General features: G+C 72.8%; 18 protein-coding genes. 3 read left to right on the top strand and 15 right to left on the bottom strand.

The genetic code is table 11. From position 1 onward, the window contains the following. Positions 1-13: 13 nt before the first annotated feature. Both ABZX11_RS28020 and dnaG read right to left on the bottom strand, forming a co-directional pair. Complete coding sequence (locus tag ABZX11_RS28020) at positions 14-535, bottom strand: hypothetical protein (protein ID WP_176171672.1); 522 nt, start codon at positions 533-535, stop codon at positions 14-16. A gap of 1 nt (position 536) precedes the next feature. Next, entirely contained in the window at positions 537-2,453 is a 1,917-nt protein-coding gene (gene dnaG, locus ABZX11_RS28015; RefSeq protein WP_176171673.1) for a DNA primase, read from the bottom strand. Between the two features lie 32 nt (positions 2,454-2,485). Here dnaG and ABZX11_RS28010 point away from each other — a divergent pair, with 32 nt between their 5' ends. Next, entirely contained in the window at positions 2,486-3,430 is a 945-nt protein-coding gene (locus ABZX11_RS28010) for a sigma-70 family RNA polymerase sigma factor (protein ID WP_354918247.1), read from the top strand. Here ABZX11_RS28010 and ABZX11_RS28005 read toward each other — a convergent pair. From ABZX11_RS28005 to ABZX11_RS27995, 3 genes are all read right to left on the bottom strand, one after another. After that, positions 3,411-4,181 (bottom strand): hypothetical protein, encoded by a 771-nt coding sequence (locus ABZX11_RS28005; protein WP_354918518.1) that lies wholly within the window; start codon positions 4,179-4,181, stop codon positions 3,411-3,413. The genes ABZX11_RS28010 and ABZX11_RS28005 overlap by 20 nt on opposite strands. A gap of 63 nt (positions 4,182-4,244) precedes the next feature. Beyond that, positions 4,245-4,811, bottom strand: a complete 567-nt coding sequence (locus ABZX11_RS28000) for a carboxymuconolactone decarboxylase family protein (RefSeq protein WP_176171675.1) — start codon at positions 4,809-4,811, stop codon at positions 4,245-4,247. 23 nt (positions 4,812-4,834) lie between these two features. Continuing rightward, on the bottom strand, positions 4,835-6,193 hold the full coding sequence (locus ABZX11_RS27995) for an MFS transporter (RefSeq protein ID WP_354918243.1): 1,359 nt from the start codon (positions 6,191-6,193) through the stop codon (positions 4,835-4,837). Positions 6,194-6,217: 24 nt separating this feature from the next. Between ABZX11_RS27995 and ABZX11_RS27990 the strand changes: the two genes are divergently transcribed. After that, the gene (locus ABZX11_RS27990; protein ID WP_354918240.1) at positions 6,218-6,667 is read left to right on the top strand and encodes a MarR family winged helix-turn-helix transcriptional regulator; all 450 of its coding nucleotides are present in this window, start codon (positions 6,218-6,220) and stop codon (positions 6,665-6,667) included. Here the strand turns inward: ABZX11_RS27990 and ABZX11_RS27985 are convergent. Beyond that, the gene (locus ABZX11_RS27985; RefSeq protein WP_354918237.1) at positions 6,631-7,359 is read right to left on the bottom strand and encodes a carboxymuconolactone decarboxylase family protein; all 729 of its coding nucleotides are present in this window, start codon (positions 7,357-7,359) and stop codon (positions 6,631-6,633) included. The genes ABZX11_RS27990 and ABZX11_RS27985 overlap by 37 nt on opposite strands. Before the next feature lie 102 nt (positions 7,360-7,461). Here ABZX11_RS27985 and ABZX11_RS27980 point away from each other — a divergent pair, with 102 nt between their 5' ends. After that, positions 7,462-8,061, top strand: coding sequence for a TetR/AcrR family transcriptional regulator (locus ABZX11_RS27980; RefSeq protein ID WP_354918234.1), 600 nt, complete (start codon positions 7,462-7,464; stop codon positions 8,059-8,061). An 8-nt stretch (positions 8,062-8,069) separates the two neighbouring features. Here ABZX11_RS27980 and ABZX11_RS27975 read toward each other — a convergent pair whose 3' ends face one another. From ABZX11_RS27975 to ABZX11_RS27935, 9 genes are all read right to left on the bottom strand, one after another. After that, on the bottom strand, positions 8,070-8,609 hold the full coding sequence (locus ABZX11_RS27975; protein WP_354918231.1) for a DinB family protein: 540 nt from the start codon (positions 8,607-8,609) through the stop codon (positions 8,070-8,072). After that, positions 8,606-10,420, bottom strand: a complete 1,815-nt coding sequence (locus tag ABZX11_RS27970) for a glycosyl transferase (protein ID WP_354918515.1) — start codon at positions 10,418-10,420, stop codon at positions 8,606-8,608. The genes ABZX11_RS27975 and ABZX11_RS27970 overlap by 4 nt, the downstream gene beginning before the upstream one ends. Positions 10,421-10,422: 2 nt before the next feature. After that, positions 10,423-11,502, bottom strand: coding sequence for a serpin family protein (locus ABZX11_RS27965; protein ID WP_354918228.1), 1,080 nt, complete (start codon positions 11,500-11,502; stop codon positions 10,423-10,425). Positions 11,503-11,795: 293 nt separating this feature from the next. Further along, complete coding sequence (locus ABZX11_RS27960) at positions 11,796-13,070, bottom strand: deoxyguanosinetriphosphate triphosphohydrolase (RefSeq protein ID WP_354918225.1); 1,275 nt, start codon at positions 13,068-13,070, stop codon at positions 11,796-11,798. A 94-nt stretch (positions 13,071-13,164) separates the two neighbouring features. Continuing rightward, on the bottom strand, positions 13,165-13,818 hold the full coding sequence (locus ABZX11_RS27955) for a YdcF family protein (protein ID WP_176171683.1): 654 nt from the start codon (positions 13,816-13,818) through the stop codon (positions 13,165-13,167). A gap of 24 nt (positions 13,819-13,842) precedes the next feature. Continuing rightward, positions 13,843-14,448, bottom strand: a complete 606-nt coding sequence (locus ABZX11_RS27950; RefSeq protein ID WP_176171684.1) for a response regulator transcription factor — start codon at positions 14,446-14,448, stop codon at positions 13,843-13,845. Beyond that, complete coding sequence (locus ABZX11_RS27945; protein WP_176171685.1) at positions 14,445-15,647, bottom strand: sensor histidine kinase; 1,203 nt, start codon at positions 15,645-15,647, stop codon at positions 14,445-14,447. Before ABZX11_RS27945 ends, ABZX11_RS27950 begins: the two co-directional genes overlap by 4 nt. 19 nt (positions 15,648-15,666) lie before the next feature. After that, entirely contained in the window at positions 15,667-16,407 is a 741-nt protein-coding gene (locus tag ABZX11_RS27940) for an ABC transporter permease (protein WP_354918220.1), read from the bottom strand. After that, the gene (locus ABZX11_RS27935; RefSeq protein WP_354918217.1) at positions 16,404-17,336 is read right to left on the bottom strand and encodes an ABC transporter ATP-binding protein; all 933 of its coding nucleotides are present in this window, start codon (positions 17,334-17,336) and stop codon (positions 16,404-16,406) included. Before ABZX11_RS27935 ends, ABZX11_RS27940 begins: the two co-directional genes overlap by 4 nt. Between the last annotated feature and the right edge of the window lie 34 nt (positions 17,337-17,370).

Raw genomic sequence — 17,370 nt, 5'->3', positions numbered from 1 at the left:
TACGAGCGTACTGCTATTCCGCCGGGTTGACCAGCTTCGCGGCGGCCTGCTCGGCGATGGCCTCGACCAGCTCGACGTCGGTGCCGGGGTCCGGCCGGACCTGCAGCACGGTGCCGTCGCGCCCGGGCACCTTGCGCTGGACGAACCACGCTCCCCCGGCCCCGATCTCCTGCCGGTGCCGCGAGCGGATCGAGCCCTCGACGCGCTGGTAGGCCTCGCGCGGCAGCTTGCCCGGCGCCGGCAGCCGGAAGCGCACCGGCGGGAGGTCGGCCAGGACGACCGCCGCTCCGGCCGTGCCCACCTCCGCCGACTCGGTCAGCGTGAAGACGCCGTCCGCCCAGGCCGCCTTGCCGATGAGGTGCCAGCCGACCCGGCGTTCTCCGCCTTCGGCCGGGATCCACAGGCCCAGGGCCGTCACGACCAGGTGGCCGCCGCCCTCGACCGGGGCGCTCTCCACGACTTCTTCGCCCGGCGCGAGCGATCCGGTGAACCCTTCGGGCGTGCGGTCGCCGAGGAGACGGCGCAGGAAACTCATCTCAGCTCCACGCGCCGGCGGCCGCCTGCTCGCCCAGCGACTTCTTGTACTGCTCCAGCGCGACGAGGTCGCCGAACAGCGCTCGGTAGTCGTCCGGCGCCTCGACCGGCGACAGCCGCTGCAGCTTGCCCTTGATTTCCGCGATCTGCCGTCCGACGAGCCCCTCCTGCAGTCGCGCGAGGATCGACGAGATGTACCGGGAGTCGACTTCGTCCTTGGCCTGCAACGGTTCCACCGCCAGCTCGGACAGCACGCGCCGGACCGTCCCTTCCGGACAGTGCGGGGCCGCGGCGTCCAGCAGCGCCGGCCCGGTCAGGCCCGAGCCCGCGCCGCCGGCCTTCAGGACGGCCTCGTGGACGGCCACGTACACCGGGTGGGTGAAGGCCTCCAGCGGCAGCGCGTCGTACTCCGGCCCGGCGATCGCGGGCTGCTGCAGCGCGGCCTTCAACGCCTCGCGCTGCACGGCGAACCGGGGATCCTTCGGGGCCGGGCGGGCGACGTCCTGCGTCGGCGCGGCCGGCGCCGCCTGCTGGGCGCGCCCGGGCTGGCGGGCGGGTGCCCCGCCCCGCTTGTCGGTCGCGCCCGCGGCCCCGCGGACGCGGTTGACGACCTGGGCGACGTCCTGCCAGCCGACCCACCAGGCGAGCTTCGAGGCGTAGCCGTCGCGGGCCGCGCGGTCCTTGATCGACGCCACCAGCGGCACGGTCTTCTGCAGCGCCGCGACCTGGCCGTCGACCGAGTCGAGGTCGTAGTTCTTGAGCGTGCTGCGGATGACGAACTCGAACAGCGGGGTGCGCCGCGCGACCAGGTCCTTCACCGCGCTGTCGCCCTTGGCCAGGCGCAGCTCGCACGGGTCCATGCCGTCCGGCGCGACCGCGATGTACGTCTGGCCCGCGAACGTCTGGTCGCCCTCGAACGCCTTCAGCGCGGCCTTCTGACCTGCTTCGTCACCGTCGAAGGTGAAGATGACTTCGCCGCGGAAGGCGTCGTCGTCCATCATCAGCCGGCGAAGCACCTTCATGTGGTCTTCGCCGAACGCGGTGCCGGACGACGCCACGGCTGTCGGCACACCGGAAGCGTGCATCGCCATGACGTCGGTGTAGCCCTCGACCACGACCACCTGGTGCCGCTTCGCGATCTCGCGCTTGGCCAGGTCGAGGCCGAACATGACCTGGGACTTCTTGTAGATCGGCGACTCGGCGGTGTTGAGGTACTTCGCCGAGATCCGGTCGTCGTCGAACAGCCGCCGCGCGCCGAAGCCGACGACGTCGTTGCCGACGTCGCGGATCGGCCAGACCAGCCGCCGGTGGAACCGGTCCATCGGGCCGCGCTGGCCCTCCTTGGACAGCCCCGCCGTGAGCAGCTCCTTGACCTCGAACCCGCGGTTGAGCAGGAACTTCGTCAGCTTGTCCCAGCCGCCGGGTGCGTACCCGCAGCCGAACGTCTTCGCCATCGACGCGTCGAACCCGCGCTCGGACAGGAAGTCCCGCGCCGGGCGCGCCTCGTCGGTGACCAGCTGCTCGGCGTAGAACTCCTGGGCCAGCCGGTGGGCCTCGACCAGCCGGGTGCGGCTGCCGCGGTCGCGCTGGATCGTCGCGCCGCCGCCCTCGTAGGTGAGCCGGATGCCGACCCGGTCGGCCAGCCGCTCGACGGCTTCCACGAACGAGATCAGGTCGATCTTCTGGATGAACTTGATCACGTCACCGCCCTCGCCACAGCCGAAGCAGTGGAAGGTGCCGTGCGTCGGCCGGACGTTGAACGACGGGGTCTTCTCGTTGTGGAACGGGCAGAGGCCCTTCAGGCTGCCCCCACCGGCGCGGCGCAGCGCCACGTACTCCCCGACGACCTCGTCGATCCGGTTCCGCTCGCGCACCTCGGCGATGTCGCTCTCCCGAATCCGTCCTGCCACGTCAACCACTCTAGCTTTGCCGGTTGCGGCACACTCGGGGCATGGCCTCCACGCCCACCGCCCAGGACACGCTCGCCGCGGAGTTCGCCGCGCACCGGTCCCACCTGATCGGCGTCGCCTACCGGCTGACCGGCACCCGCGCCGACGCCGAGGACGCGGTCCAGGAGTCCTGGTTCCGGCTGGCCGGCCTGGACGACGCCGGCCGGGCGGCGATCCGCGACCTGCGCGGCTGGCTGACCACGGTGGTCGGCCGGATCTGCCTCGACCGGCTGAAGTCGGCCGCCGCGCAGCGCGAGAAGTACGTGGGCAACTGGCTGCCGGAGCCGGTCGTGACGCCGTTCGGGCGGCCGGTGAGCGAAGACCCCCTGGACATCGCCGTCCGCGACGACGGCCTGCGGATGGCCGCGCTGGTCGTGCTCGACAAGCTGACGCCGGAGCAGCGCGTCGCGTTCGTGCTGCACGACGCCTTCTCGGTGCCCTTCGCCGAGATCGCGGACGCGCTCGGCGTCTCCGTCGACGCCGCCCGCCAGCACGCCTCCCGCGGCCGCAAGGCCCTCGCCGACGCCGACCCCGCGCCGCGCGTCCCCCTCGAGGACCAGGCGAAGCTCCTCGAGAAGTTCGTCGCCGCCCTGCAGCAGGGCGACATCCGGGCGATGACCGAGCTGCTGGCCCCGGACGTCGTGCTCATCGGCGACTCGAACGGCAAGGGCCGGACCACGCGCCAGCTCATCGTCGGCGCGGACAAGATCGCCCGGTTCTTCATCGGCCTTACGGGCAAGTACGCGCCCGGTGTCCTCACCGGCGGCACGCCGGTGCTCGTCAACGGCGACCTGGGCGTGCACCTGGCCCCGCAGCTCGGCCCGGACGGCTTCTTCGACCTCGACGAGCACGTCCAGGCGGTCAGCATCCGCGACGGGAAGATCGTGGCGATCTACGACGTGGTCAACCCCGACAAGCTGGCCCGGATCACGCGTCCCGGCGCTTGACCGCAACGATCCCGGCGGCCAGCAGGACGGCGGCGAAGGCCCCGAAGTAGGCCAGGGCCCGGCCCGGGCTCAGCGGCGAGTCGGAGAGGACCGCGGCATTGCCGCCGTCCCGGCCCGCGTTCGCCTCCCCGTTCCCGCCGAGGAACTTCGCGACGGCGTTCAGCGGCAGCCACCGGTGGATCGCCTGCCCGGCCCGCGGGATGAGCAGGACGACGTTCTCGGCCATCAGCGGGTAGGCGACGAGCAGCGCGACCGCGCCGGCGGTGTGCCGCAGGAGCAGGCCGACGCCGACCCCGCAGACGGCGGCCAGCGCGAACACCGGGCCGGTCCCGGCGACGATCCGCCAGTCGGCGGCGCTGTCCAGGGCCAGGTCGGCGTCCGGGGCGAGCACCCGCGCCACCAGCCAGGCGGTGAACGCGGCGGCTTCGCCGAGCAGGAAGGCGTACCCGGCGACGAGCGCGGCCTTGGCCAGCACCACCGGCGTCCGGCTCGGCACGGCCTGGAAGGTGCCGTGGATCGTGCCGGAGTGGTATTCGCTGGTCACCGCCAGCGCGGCCAGGACCAGCACGGCGACCAAGGCGAGCTGGGCGCCGAACTGGGTGCTGGCGACGGTGGGCGGCAGGTGGGCTTCACCGGCGCTGAGCGCGGCGATCGCGGCCGGCATGACGAGCGCGACCACGGTGAAGGTGCCGCACACCCAGGGCGTGGCGATGCTGAAGAGCTTGATCCGTTCACTGGCGACGAGGTGCATGCGCAGCACGGTCTCGCGGCGGACCCCGGCGGCGCGTCCCACCGGGGTCGGGTTCGCGGCCTCCTACGGGAGCGGGACCCGGCACGCGTCGCCGGAGGTGAAGCCCTGGTCGACGAGGCCGAGCGCGCTGTTCATCCGGGCCCGCGAGTTCTCCAGCGCGATCTGGTAGGTCAGCTCCAGGACGCCCTCGCGGCCGAACTCGCGCTCGAGCTCGGCGACCTGCTCGTCGGTCACCGTCACCTGGTCGGCCGACATCGCGTCGGCGTAGGCGATCGCGAGCCGCTCCTGGTGGCTGAACGCGGGTGAGGTGGCGTAGTCGTCGATCTTCGTGAGCCGTTCGATGTCGAGGCCGTCGTGCTTCTGCAGCATGGTGCCGAAGTCGACGCACCACGAGCAGCCGATCCGGGTCGCGACCCGGTAGACGGCGAGCTCCCGCACGTTCGCGGGGAGCTTCTTCGACGCCCGCTCGGCCAGCAGCTCGTGCACCACGGAGGCCCGCAGCAGGCCGGGGTGGTGCGCGGCGACGGCCATCGGCTCGGGCACCGCGCCGTAGCGGCGGCCGGCGAACCGGTAGGCGAGCTTGAGGAAGAGCCCGGCCTCGGACGTCTTCTTGGCGGGGATGCGCGGCATTTCGGTCTCCTTCGTCCGTGTGTCTACGAGCTGGACGAGACGGCCTCGGCGGACGTGACAGCCGGCGAAGTGAGCCACGCCACCAGCATCGTCACGGCCGCCACCGCGAAGACGACCGTGAGCCCCGGCGCGGCCAGCCCGCCGGTGGTGGCCAGCGCGAGCCAGCCGAACACCGCGGCCCCGGCCAGGCCGCCGGCCTGCCGGGCGAAGGTCAGCGACCCCAGTGTGACGCCGAGCAGCGCCCGGTCGGCCCGGGTCTGGCCGAGGACCGTGTATGCGGACGTGCAGACGGCGAAGGCCGCCCCCATGGCGAACAAGCCCGGCGCGAGCAGCCACGGCGTGCCGCCGAGGGCCGCCGCGACGGCGATCGCGGCGAGCCCGGCCGTGCCGAGCAGGCAGCCGAACCGGCCCCACGCCGTCATGTCCGGGTGCCGCCGGGCCAGCGCGGCGAAGGACGTCGACAGGACGAGCTGGCCCGCGGTCATGGCGACGAGCAGCAGCCCGGTGCCCGCCGCGCCCGCACCCGAGGCGGCGACCAGGGCGACGTAGGTGAAGGTGCCGTAGAGCGCGGCGCCCGCCAGGCCGTTGACCACCACCGCGCGCTTGAGGACGGCGTCCGCGAACACCTTCGGCGAGATGAGCGGGCTCGGCGTGCGGCGCTGGCGGCGGACGAACAGGAACCCGGCGGCCACGGCGCTCCCGAGCAGGCTCGGCGTCCACAGTGGACTCCGAGCGAGTGCGTCGACCGTGCCGAGCGCGACGACGGCCGCACCCGCGACCGCCAGCAGCACGCTGCCCGGGACGTCGAACTTTTCCTTGCCCCGTTTCGGTTTCGCGGGCAGCCCGCGCAGCCCGAGGACCAGGGCGGCCCCGCAGAGCGGCAGGTTGACCAGGAAGATCCACCGCCAGCCGGGCCCGGCGGCGAGCAGGCCGCCCAGCGACGGACCGCCGAGGGTGGCGGCCGCGAAGACGGCGGTCTGCCGGCCCTGGCGGCGCAGCAGTTCGTCGCGGTCGAACAGCTCGCCGAGCGCGCTCATCGCCGCGACGACCAGCCCGCTGCCGCCCAGGCCCTGCAGCGCACGGGCGGCGACCAGCGAGCCGAGATCGGGCGCGGCGGCGCACCACGCGGAAGCGGCGGCGAAGACGACGACCGACAGCGCGAAGGAGAGCCGGCGGCCGTGGAGGTCACCGAGCCGGCCGTGCAGCGGTGTCGCGACGGTCAGGGTCAGCAGGCCGGCGGCGGTGACCGCGACCAGCCCGGTGCGTGCCCCGAGGTCGGCGCCGATCGAGGGCAGGGCCGCGGTGAGGACCAGGCCGTCCAGCTGGGCCACGGCCATGCCGAGCAGCAGACCGGCGTAGGCGAGGTTCCGAGATGTGTGCATAAAGCACACGTTATAACGTGTCTTATGCACACATCAAGCGACGGCGGTCCCGCCCTCTTCCGCCTGGTCCGCCACTGGGCGCGCCAGTGGGCCCCGGACGTCGTCGAGCGGTTCGCCGCCGACGCCCCGCCGTCGTGGACCGTGCCGAACCTGTTCGTGATCCAGGCGATCGCCGGCGCGACGGGCGACGAAGTGACGGTCGCGGACGTGGCCCGCCAGCTGGGCATCGACCGCTCGGTGGCCAGCCGGATGGTGAGCGAGGCCGCCCGGGAGGGTTTCGTGGTGCGCGCGACGTCGACGCGTGACGCGCGCCGGGCGGTACTGACGCTGACCGAGGCGGCGAAAGAGTTCCTCGAGGCTTCGCAAGCCCACCAGCGTCAGGCGTTCGACGCGCTGGTGGGCCACTGGGCGGAGGAGGACCGCGAACGCTTCGCCGGCTACCTCGGCCGGCTCGCGGACGAGGTGCTCGGCTGAGCCAGGATCTCGTTCACCGCCTCCCACGCGTGCCACGCCCGCGTGACACCGAACTGGGCGTTGAACCGCAGCGCCGCCCGGACGTCCTCGGGTGACGCGCCACCGCGCAGCGCGCGCCCGACGTGCGTGCGGAACGTGTCGGCCAGCGTCTGGTAGTGGACGTCGACGCTGAGGCTGACCAGGCCGCGCTCGCGTTCGCTGAGCGTGCCGGGTCCGTGGCCGGTCCGCATCCGCGACTGCAGGTCGAAGAAGCCGGCGAAGTGCGGGTCCAGCTCCGCCGCCCGGGCCCGTACCGCGGGTGGCAGCGGGCTGGGTGCCGCGTCCGGGCCGGTCGACACCAGCTCCGGAGCCAGGGGTTCGGCGTCCGGGCGCGGCAGGCCGAGGTCCGTCTCCAGCTCGGCGATCCGCTCGACCCCCGCGGCCGCGGCGTGGTAGCCGCAGTCGTAGGAGACGAACCGCAGCAGCTCGCGGATGTCCCCTGTGGACACCCCGGCCGCGAGCCCGGCTCGCACGTGAGCTTCGAAAGCGCAGCCCAGGCTCGCCTGGCAGACATCGGCCGTGACGCTTAGGAAGGTCTTCTCGCGATCGGTCAGCTCGGGGATCGCCCGGACGTACGCGGCGGTCGCCTCGGTCATCTGCGCGAACACCGGGTCGAGCTCGGCGAGGTCCGGCCGTGTTTCGGTGGTGGTCAAGTTCGTGCTCCCTCAGTTTGCCGAACGTGCGTAGCGCTACAGCTGTAGTGCAAATGACGCTACACCTGTAGCGCAATGGGTGTCCAGCTACACTGGGTGCCGATGGAAGAGACCAGACGCCGCCCGAACGCCCGCGGCAAAGGCGAGTTGCTGCGCGAAGAGATCGTCACCGCCGCCGTCCGCATGCTCGACGAGCTCGCCGACGACGAAGCGCTGTCCCTGCGGGCCGTCGCGCGGGCGGTGTCGATCGCGGCGACGTCGGTCTACCTGCACTTCCCGGACCGCGACGCCCTGGTGCTGGCCGCGATGCAGCGCTGCCACGAGGAGCTCGTCGGCGTCGGCGACGAAGCCGCGGCGGCCGCCCCCGATCCCGCGGCCGCGCTGCGCGCCCGGATCCTGGCGCAGGCCACCTGGGCGCAGGCGCATCCCGGGCTCTACAAGGTGCTCCACGAGAGCAAGGTCCACCGGCGGCTCGGCATGCCGTTCAAGGAGGTCATGGTCGCGCGCACGATCGAGGGCGTGCAGCGCTGCATGGACGCGGGCGCGGCCCCGGCCGGCGACGCCGCCACGGTCGCCATCGACCTGCGGACCGCCGTCAACGGCATGCTGGCCCAGCGGATCAACGAGCCCGACCTGCCGTGGCCGCCCGCGGTCGAGCAGCTCGACCGGTTCCTGGTCAAGCTGGTGGGCCTGCGGCTCTGACCGCCCGGCTACTCCCCCGTGCTGCCGTCGATCGCCTCGCGGATCAGGTCGGCGTGGCCGTTGTGCCGGCTGTACTCCTCGACCAGGTGGACCAGGATCCAGCGCAGGCTCGGCGCGCTGCCGTCGCGGCGGGTGCGCTGCGCCGGCTGGGCGAGGTCACCGCTCGCCAGGGCCGCCGTCACCACCGCCCGCGAGCGCTCGACCGCGGTCTCCCAGAGCGCGCGCAGCTGCTCCGGCGTGTCCTCCGCGGCCGAATCCCAGTCCCAGTCCGGCGTGGCCGCCCAGTCGACCGCGTCGAACGGCGGCATCCGGTCACGGCCCGCCAGCACGTGGGAGAACCAGTGGTCCTCCACGTAGGCCAGGTGCTTGAGCAGCCCGCCGAGCGTCATCGTGGCCGGCGGGTGCGTCGCGCGCAGGCCCGCCTCGTCCAGGCCCGCGCACTTCCAGGCCAGCGTCGCGCGGTGGAAGTCGAGGAAACCGAGGAGCGTGCCGGCTTCGTCACCGTCGAAGGGCGGCTCGGGGCGGCCCTGATCGTCCACAGTGGTCACGAGGCCGACGCCGTCAGCGGCCGGACGTCCCAGATCCACACCCCGCCGACGAACTCCGCCGGCTTGCGCAGCAGCAGCTCCACAGTGGACTTCAGCGCTTCCTGGTTCTGCCGCGGCCCGACCACGAGCACGCTCGCCTTCCAGGCCCGCAGGTCCGCGAGCGCCTGCGTGCGGTCGCCCTCGGTCACCTCCGCCGCCTGGCCGGTCCGCTCGACCTGCGCGAACAGGTCCGACGTCGGCAGCGGAACGGCGCCGTAGCGGCCGCGGCGGTCGTCCGGGGACGTCGGGCCGACGAAGTAGCCCTCCGGCATCGGGTAGCCGAGACCGGCGTCGACCTGCCAGTGCAGCGGCTCGGCCTCCCCGGTGCTCGGCAGCGGCACCGGCACCAGCGAACCGCCGGGCGCGACGTACTGGCGCCAGATCCCGTCGGCGAAGAACGGCGGCGACAGGGGACGCTGGTGCGTCACCAGTTCCGTCGGCGCGATCGGCAGCAGCACGGCCACCACCGCGCCGATCCAGACCATCCGCAGCGGGAACGCGGGCTTGCCGTCGGACGGCGCCGTCAGCTGGGCCGCCGCCGTCCAGACGCGGTGCGTCGCGATCGCCAGCAGCGCGCCCACCGCCGGGATGCAGCCCATCGCGAGCCGCGATTCGAGCACGGAGTCCAGCAGCGGCAGCTGGCCGAGCCACTTCCACGGGCCGGCGACGCCGGTGTCCTCGTGCGCCACGGTGATCTCGACGCCCAGCGAAAGCACGGCCATCACGTACACCGTGATCGCGAGCGCCCGCGAAACGACGTCACGCCACAGCCAGATCGTCAGCACCACCACGAGCACGATCAGCGGCCAGCCGAAGAACGCGTTCTCCTCGGTGCGGTTCATCGAGACGTCCGCCGCCGCTTCCGGCGCGCCGGCGACCGACTGCGTCGCGAAGCGGGTGAACGCCGCCGTGTCGTTGCCCGCCGAACCGTGCAGCAGCGAGTGGAAGCTCTGCGGGCCGAAGAACTGCCAGTACAACGGGAATCCGGCGATCAGCAGCGCGACGACCGCGCCGATCCCGATGCCCTTGCCCAGCGGGGCCAGCATGCCGCGGATCTCCGCGCGGTGCGGGATCAGCCACGCCACCGCGAACACGAGGAAGGCGAGCGCGAAGATCGCCAGCGGCTCTTCGCCCAGCAGGATCTGCCACGCGACGAGCAGCCCGAGCACGATGCCGTTGCGCACCGGGCGCACGCCGCGCGCCACCTGGATCGTCTTGAGCGCGATGAACGGCAGCACGAACAGCACGACGAAGTTCGGGTGCGCGTTGCCGTGCGAGATCATCGGCGGCGCGAAGCCGCAGAACGCGCCGCCGATCGCGGCCGCGGTCCGGTTCGGCACCAAATGCCGGGAGAACACCCAGTACCAGCCGGTCGCGGTGCCGGCCAGACCGGCGGTGAGCACGATCGCCCAGGTGAGCGTGGCACCGAAGGTCAGCGTCAGCGGCGCGAGCGGGATGTTCAGGCCGAACATCGCCGCGTTCGCCGCCATGTTGACGCCGCGGGGGTAGTTCTGCAGGTCCGTGGTGAACGGGTTCTGGAAGTGCAGCACGGCCTTCGCGACGACCGTCGAGTACCACTCCCACTGGCTCTGGTCGGCGCCGCCGTTCCAGAGGTAGCCGCGCTTGAGGTCGAACCACAGCCCGTTGTAGAGCAGGACGGTGAACAGCAGGAACCCGCCGGCGATCGCGGAGTCCTGCCACGCCCAGCGCTTCGGCCCTTCGGGCGGTTCGGGAGCGGGCGGGACCAGCTCGGGAACGGCTTCGGACTTCAGGCTCACGGTTCGACCACCCTGGCGAGGAAGTAGAGCGCGCCGGTCGCGGCGTGCCGGACCAGCAGCAGGAACGGCCGGTCCACCGTGACGGCGACCGGGTCGGCGATCATCATCGAGGTCAGGCGCATGACCAGCGCGGTGGCCGCGGCCCCCTCGAAGCCCTGTTCGTCGACGCGCAGGACGGCCTGGTGCAGCACCTCGGACACGAACAGCCGCGGATCGGGCGAAAGCCCGCTGAGGTCGGCTTTGCCGGTGAACAGCGTGCGCACACCGAGCCCGCGCAGCACGCCGGTCAGCGGGCTCGACACGTCGAGCGAGATCTTCGGGAGGGCGAGTTCCACCGGCTTGAAGCGGATTTCACCGAGCAGACCGGTCAATGCCTCCTGGTCGAGCCCGGGTTCCGCGTCGGCGAGGTCACCGTCGGGCAGCAGCACCACGGCCTGCAGGCCCCCGACCGCGGTCAGCTGCACGGCCTGCCAGCCGGCGGCGTGCGCGTGGCCGACGTTTTCGCTGAGCCACATGGTCGGCACGTCCCGGGTGCCGGACGGGGTGTGGAAGGGCGCGTCGCTGGTGTTGGCTTCGCGGAAGGGCAGTTTCCAGGCGGCCTTGAGGTAGAGGGCGTTGACGAGCACCGCGGCGACGTCGGCGGCGATCGAGCCGGGCGGCAGCAGCTGCGGGATCAGCCCGCGCGTGGTGCGCCCGACGTCGTCGTTGATCAGTGCGCGAGCGGCTTCGGGGTCCTCCTCGAAGGGCGCGCTCGCGACGGCGGCCCCCGGCCACTCGGCGAGCTCGGCCTTGAAGGAGTCTTCGAGCGGGAGCCGGTCGTCGGCCCACAGCGTGTTCGCGACGGCCAGCTCGGCACCGTCCTCGACGAGCTGGGCGGCCTCCCGCAGCAGGGCGGTCTGCCGGTCCGGGTCACCGAGCAGGGCGACGAGCTCCTCCTGCGTCGTCCCGCGGGCGGCCCGCGCGGCGAGGGTCAGCGCACTGGCCACCGAATACGGCGAAAAGCAGGTGTTCCCGCCCCCGGCGCCGAGGGCCGAGTGGACGGCGAGAGCGAACCGGAGGTGGCTGTCCGTGGCCATGCGGGCGAGACTACCGGAACGCCCGCCCCCACCGGCCGCCCACGCGCAAGTCCACCCGAGGATGACAATTTCCCCCGAAAGTTTCGGCCGTGCGCCAATAGCCATTTCCCGTGACCGGGAAGGCATCATGCGTGATTCAGCAGGCATCACCCGTGATTGAGCGGGCATCACCTGTGATCAGCAGGTCGACACGCCGCCGACCGGGCACCACCGCGTGTCGCCCCTCCAATCACGGGTGATGCCCCTTCAAGCACGCGTGATGCCTCTTCAATCACGGGCGATGCCCGGGTGGGTCAGCGGTGGAGGCGGGTTACGTGCCAGGAGTACCAGACGTGGGCCTGGGCGTCGGTGAGGGAAGCGACCTGGTCGACGACCACGCGAAGCAGGCCGGCGTCGTCCGCGGCCGCGTTCCAGGCCGGGGCGAACAGCGGGTCGAGGGATTCCGGGGCCCGGCGGGCCAGCGCGTGGACCAGCTCGATCAGCAGCTCACGCTGGCCCTCCTGCATCGCGAGCCGCCGGCGGTCGCTCATCACGTACCGCAGGGCCAGCGCCTTCAGCAGGGCCACCTCCGCCGCCACCTGGTCGGGGACGCACAGGTCCGCCCGGTACCGCCCGAGCGGCCCCTCGCCGAACTCCGCGCGCGTGCCGGTGACCGCTGCCGTCGTGAAGCGGCCGACCAGCTCGCTCGTCAGCCTCTTCAACGCGACCTGGGCGCCCGGTGACCCGTCGGGCTCGGCCGACACGAGTGCCGCCACCGCGGGCAGCGCCAGCAGTTCCGCCGCCGCATCCTCCAAAGTGGACACCGACTGCGTCGAGAAGTGCTTGGCGGCGGCCTCGGCGACGGCCGCGCGCTCGTCCGGGTGGGCGAGCACGCGCAGCTTGATCCGGCCGGCCAGCACCCCGTCCTCGACGTCGTGCACCGAGTAGGCGACGTCGTCCGCCCAGTCCATGATCTGCGCTTCCAGGCACCGCCGCTCCGCCGGCGCGCCTTCCCGGAACCACTCGAACACCGGAACGTCGTCGCCGTAGACGCCGTACTTCACCTGCCCCGGCCGGCGCGGCCACGGGTACTTCGTGGTCGCGTCCAGGCAGGCCCGGGTCAGGTTGAGCCCGGCGGGGTCACCCTCGGGCGAGAGCAGCTTGGGCTCCAGCCGGGTGAGGATGCGCAACGTCTGCGCGTTGCCCTCGAACCCGCCGCACGTCGCCGCGACCTCGTCGAGCGCGCGCTCGCCGTTGTGCCCGAACGGCGGGTGCCCGATGTCGTGCGCGAGCCCGGCCGTGTCCACCAGGTCCGGGTCCGCGCCCAGCTCGTCGGCGATGCCCCGGCCGATCTGGGCGACCTCCAGCGAGTGGGTCAGCCGGGTGCGCGGGACGCCGGTGACCTCGGCGCCCTCCCCCGGCCCGACCACCTGGGTCTTGCCGGCCAGCCGCCGCAGCGCCGCGGAGTGCAGCACCCGGGCCCGGTCGCGGGAGAACGCGCTGCGGCCGTCCGCCAGGGCACCGGGCAGCGCCGCGCCCTTCGCCGGCTCGGGCAGCAGGCGGGCGGTGTCGTGCTCGGTGTAGTTCACCCGGCCAGCGTAAACGCGACCACCGACATCTTTCGGGGGTTCGGGTGGCGGAGCCCCCGACCTGGGGCGAAGCCCCAGGTGTCACCGACAAAACTCAGCCCAGGAAAGTGGCGAACAGGTCGTCGGCCGGGGTCTTCGTCAGCCGGTAGTACAGCAGCGCGCCGGTCTCGCGGACGATGTACCGCACCTGGGTGACGCGCTCCTGGACGATCGGCCCGCTGTGCGTCGGCGCGGTCCAGGCGTCGAGGCCCAGGTCGTCGGCCATGGTCCGGGCGCGGAAGGAGTGCCACGGATCGCTGACCAGCACCGCCGTCCGCCAGCCGCGGGCCTCGACCTGCAGCGCCACCGCCCGCAGGCTGCGCAGCGTGTCGCTGCCCTCGCCGACGGCCAGCGTGGCCGCCGCCGGCACGCCGCGCCGGGTCAGCCACAGCTGGCCGGCCCTGGCCTCGGTGAAGTTGTCCTCGGCCTTCTTGCCGCCCGCGGTGACGATCGTCTTGGCGACACCCGCGTCGTAGAGCTGCTTGGCCTTCACCAGCCGGGCGGCGTAGATGTCCGACGGCCGGCCGTTGTACTGGGCCGCGCCCAGCACGACGATCACGTCGGCCGGCGTCCGGTCGTTCTCGCGGGCCACCTGCCACACCCGGAACGCGGTGCCGCCGACCAGCGCCACCAGCACCAGGACCGTGCCGAGGACGATCCGGCGCACCCAGCTCGCGAGCGACGGTTTGCTGCGTTCAGCGGTACCCACCCGGCCCATTCTTTCAGAGCCGGTTCAGAGCCAGCCACGCTCCTCCGCGACGCGCACGGCTTCGGCGCGCGTCCGGGCGCCGGTCTTCCCGATGGCCGCGGACAGGTGGTTGCGGACCGTGCCTTCCGACAGGTGCAGGGCCCGGGCGATGTCGGCCACCGTGCTGCCGTCCTCGGCTTCCCGCAGCACGTCCCGCTCCCGCGCGGTGAGCGGGCTGGCGCCGGTGGCGAGCGATTCCGCGGCCAGCGCCGGGTCCACCACCCGCAGTCCACTGTGGACCCGGCGGACGGCCTCGACGAGCTGCTCCGGCGGCGCGTCCTTGACGACGAACCCGGCCGCGCCCGCCGCCATCGCGCGGGCGAGGTAGCCGGGACGGCCGAACGTCGTGCAGATGATCACCCGGCAGGACGGCAGCGCGGCCCGCAGGTCGGCCGCCGCCTCCAGGCCGTCCTTGCCCGGCATCTGGACGTCCAGCAGGGCGACGTCCGGCTTGGCCTCGCGGGCGGCGGCCACCACCTCGTCGCCGGAGCCGACCTGCCCGACCACTTCGATGTCGTTCTCGAGGCCCAGCACGGTGGCCAGTGCCCCGCGGACCATGGCCTGGTCGTCGGCCAGCAGCACCCGGATCAAGCGAGTCCTCCCGCGGGTTCGGCGCGCACGGCCGGGGTGGCCGGGCTCGGGTCGGGCAGCGGGATTTCGGCCCGCACCAGCAATCCTCCCCCGGGCCGCGCGGACGTCCGCAGCGTCCCCCCGACCGCGGCGAGCCGCTCGGTGAGCCCCCGCAGGCCGTTGCCCGCGACGACGCCGGTGGCGGTGCCGTCGTCCTCGATCTCCAGCCAGTTGTCCCCCAGCTTCACCTTCACCCGCTTCGCCCCGGAGTGCCGCAGCACGTTCGTGACGGCCTCGCGCAGCACGTACCCGAAGGGGTTCTGGAACTCCGGCCGGACGTTGTCGACCGCGTGCGGGAGGTCGGCGTCGATTTCCGCGGCCCGCAGCGCCGCCCGCGCCCCGACCAGCTCCACCGACAGCGACACCTCGCGGTTGGCCGACACGGTCGCGCGGACGTCGGAGAGCGCGCTGCGGGTCAGGCTTTCCACCTCGCGGATCTCCTCGACCGCGCGCGGGATGTCGCCGGCGCTCTCCAGCACCCGGCGGGCCAGCCCCGCCTTGACGGTGATCGTGGTGAGGCTGTGCCCGAGCAGGTCGTGCAGGTCGCGGGCCAGCCGCTCCCGCTCGTTCGCCACGGCGAGCGTGGCGATCTCCCGGTTGGCCTGTTCCAGCCGCCGGACCGCGCGCACGAGGTTGGCCATGAAGAACATGGCCAGCGTGATCGAGGCGACCGTGATCAGGTTGCCGTAGTCGTCCAGGAACCGGCCCTGGGCCAGCAGGATCACCGCACCGAGGGCCAGTGTGGGCAGGTCGATGAGCACCGACCAGGCGGCGGGCACCAGGAACACGGTCACCGCGGTGCCGTAGAGCAGGACGAACCCGCTCCCGGCGGCCGTGGCGAGCGAGGCGAGCCCCAAGACGTTCATCGTGGTGCAGAAGGCCAGCTTCACCCGGCGTTCCCGCTCGAAGAAGTACGGGAACACCACGTAGCACGCGGAGTAGGTGTAGACGACGACGGCGGTGAGCACGAGCCCCGGGGTGACCACGGGCTGGGCCAGCAGCGAGCGCGTGACCGGGAGCAGGAACGGCAGCAGGAAGACCACCGCCATGAACGGCCAGCGCCAGCCGCCCGGCCCGTTGTTGCGGGCGTCGGGCAGCGGGTCCACCCACCACGATTCCTTGCTGTCCAGCCCGAAGCTGCGTTTCCCGGTCTCCGCCATCGCCGTTCCCCTCCGGCCCTCAGACGCGGGCGCTGTCCTTACGGTAACGCCCGATCACCAGTGCCCCGAGCACTGCCGTCCACGCGCCGAGCACGCCGGCCGCCGTCGGCAGCGAGACCACCATGTCGCTGGTCACCGCGGGTCGCGCCACCTGCAGCACCCAGTACGTCGGCATGATCCGGGCGACGTCGTGCATCCAGCCCGGCATCGATTCGATCGGGATCCAGAGCCCGCCCAGGAAGCCCATGCCGAGCGTGACGAGCATGGTGATCGGCTGCATCGAGTCCGGCGTGCCGAACTGCCCGAGCAGCAGGCCCAGCAGCACCAGCGGGATCGTGCCGAGCCAGATGCCGGCGAAGATGCGCACCCAGCCGCTCGCGTCGACGTGCACGCCCTCGGCCAGCACGCCGAGCAGCGGCACGAGGACCAGCGCGGGCAGCCCGACGAGCATCCCGGAGATCCCCTTGCCCGCCAGGTAGCCGGTGCCGGTCAGCGGGGTCAGGCGCAGCTGGCGCTGCCAGCCGACGGCCCGTTCCAGTGCGAGCCGGGCGCCGCTGTTGGTCGCCGCCGCGAAGACGCCGAACGTCATCATGTTGATCATGATCACGGCCGCGATCTGCGCGTGGTCCGGATCGGAAGTCTTGGTGAAGACGTTGGCCTGCAACAGGAACATCAGCACCGGGAAGGCCACGACGAAGATCAGGAAGCGCGGCGCCCGGAAGTTCCGGCGGATTTCGGTGAGCAGGTAGGTGGCGTTCATCGGACGGGCTCCGCGGTGTCGTCGGCGGTCAGGGACAGGAAGGCGCCTTCGAGGCCGACGGCGCTGATTTCGACGTCGTGCACGGCCGGGACCACGGCCTTGAGCGCCCAGAGCGTCGCGTCGGAGTCGGCGCTGGAGATCGCCACGCGGTCGCCGCGCAGTTCGAACTCCTTGACCCCGGGCAGCGCGGCGATGGCGGCTTCGGTGGCCCCCGGCACCGCGGCGCGCAGGGTGCGGCCGCCGGCCAGCGCGCGGACCTCGGCGACGGACCCGTCGGCGACGATCCGGCCGCGGCGCATCAGCACCACCCGGTCGGCGAACTCCTCGGCTTCTTCGAGGTAGTGCGTGGCGAACAGGACCGTGCGGCCGGACTCGGTGAAGGAGTACATCGACTGCCAGAACTCGCGCCGCGTGCCGACGTCCATCGCCGCGGTCGGCTCGTCGAGGATCAGCAGGTCGGGCCGGCTGACCAGGGCGACGGCGAACCGCACCCGCTGCTTCTGCCCGCCGGAGAGCTTGTTGGCGCGGCGGCCGGCCAGCTCCTCGACGCCGGCGGCGCGCAGGGCTTCGGCCACCGGCATCGGGTCGCGGTGCAGTGCGGCGACCATGCCGACGGTCTCGGCGACGGTCAGGTCGTCCATCAGGGCGCCGCCCTGCAGCATCGCGCCGATCAGCCCGGCGCGGACGGCGTCGATCGGCTTGCGCCCGAACACGCGCACGTCACCGGCGCCGGGGCTGGTCAGGCCGAGGATCATGTCGACGGTGGTGGACTTGCCGGCGCCGTTGGGGCCGAGCAGGGCGACCATCTCGCCCGGGGCGATGGTCAGGTCGACGCCGTCGACCGCGTGGACTTCGCCGTAGTGCTTGCGCAGGCCGGTGAGGTGGATCGCGGCCCCCGCCGCCACCGCCTGGGTGTCTGTTTCTCGCATGCCCCCAGGCTGCCGCCCGGAGGGCCCGGGTCCC

The organism is Amycolatopsis sp. NPDC004169 (assembly GCF_040610315.1).
In the GTDB taxonomy this organism is placed as follows: domain Bacteria; phylum Actinomycetota; class Actinomycetes; order Mycobacteriales; family Pseudonocardiaceae; genus Amycolatopsis.
The sequence above is the reverse complement of the archived record's forward strand: the minus strand, read 5'-3'. Positions and strand labels throughout refer to the sequence as shown.

Excerpts from the sequence above, each read along its gene's own strand:
- ABZX11_RS28000 (WP_176171675.1), bottom strand. The coding sequence starts at position 4,811 with ATGCCGCGCATCCCCGCCAAGAAGACGTCCGAGGCCGGGCTCTTCCTC.
- ABZX11_RS27945 (WP_176171685.1), bottom strand. The coding sequence starts at position 15,647 with ATGGCGGAGACCGGGAAACGCAGCTTCGGGCTGGACAGCAAGGAATCG.
- ABZX11_RS27940 (WP_354918220.1), bottom strand. The coding sequence starts at position 16,407 with ATGAACGCCACCTACCTGCTCACCGAAATCCGCCGGAACTTCCGGGCG.
- ABZX11_RS28005 (WP_354918518.1), bottom strand. The coding sequence starts at position 4,181 with ATGCACCTCGTCGCCAGTGAACGGATCAAGCTCTTCAGCATCGCCACG.
- ABZX11_RS28010 (WP_354918247.1), top strand. The coding sequence starts at position 2,486 with ATGGCCTCCACGCCCACCGCCCAGGACACGCTCGCCGCGGAGTTCGCC.
- ABZX11_RS27990 (WP_354918240.1), top strand. The coding sequence starts at position 6,218 with ATGCACACATCAAGCGACGGCGGTCCCGCCCTCTTCCGCCTGGTCCGC.
- ABZX11_RS27935 (WP_354918217.1), bottom strand. The coding sequence starts at position 17,336 with ATGCGAGAAACAGACACCCAGGCGGTGGCGGCGGGGGCCGCGATCCAC.
- ABZX11_RS27995 (WP_354918243.1), bottom strand. The coding sequence starts at position 6,193 with ATGCACACATCTCGGAACCTCGCCTACGCCGGTCTGCTGCTCGGCATG.
- ABZX11_RS27980 (WP_354918234.1), top strand. The coding sequence starts at position 7,462 with ATGGAAGAGACCAGACGCCGCCCGAACGCCCGCGGCAAAGGCGAGTTG.
- ABZX11_RS27965 (WP_354918228.1), bottom strand. The coding sequence starts at position 11,502 with ATGGCCACGGACAGCCACCTCCGGTTCGCTCTCGCCGTCCACTCGGCC.
- ABZX11_RS28020 (WP_176171672.1), bottom strand. The coding sequence starts at position 535 with ATGAGTTTCCTGCGCCGTCTCCTCGGCGACCGCACGCCCGAAGGGTTC.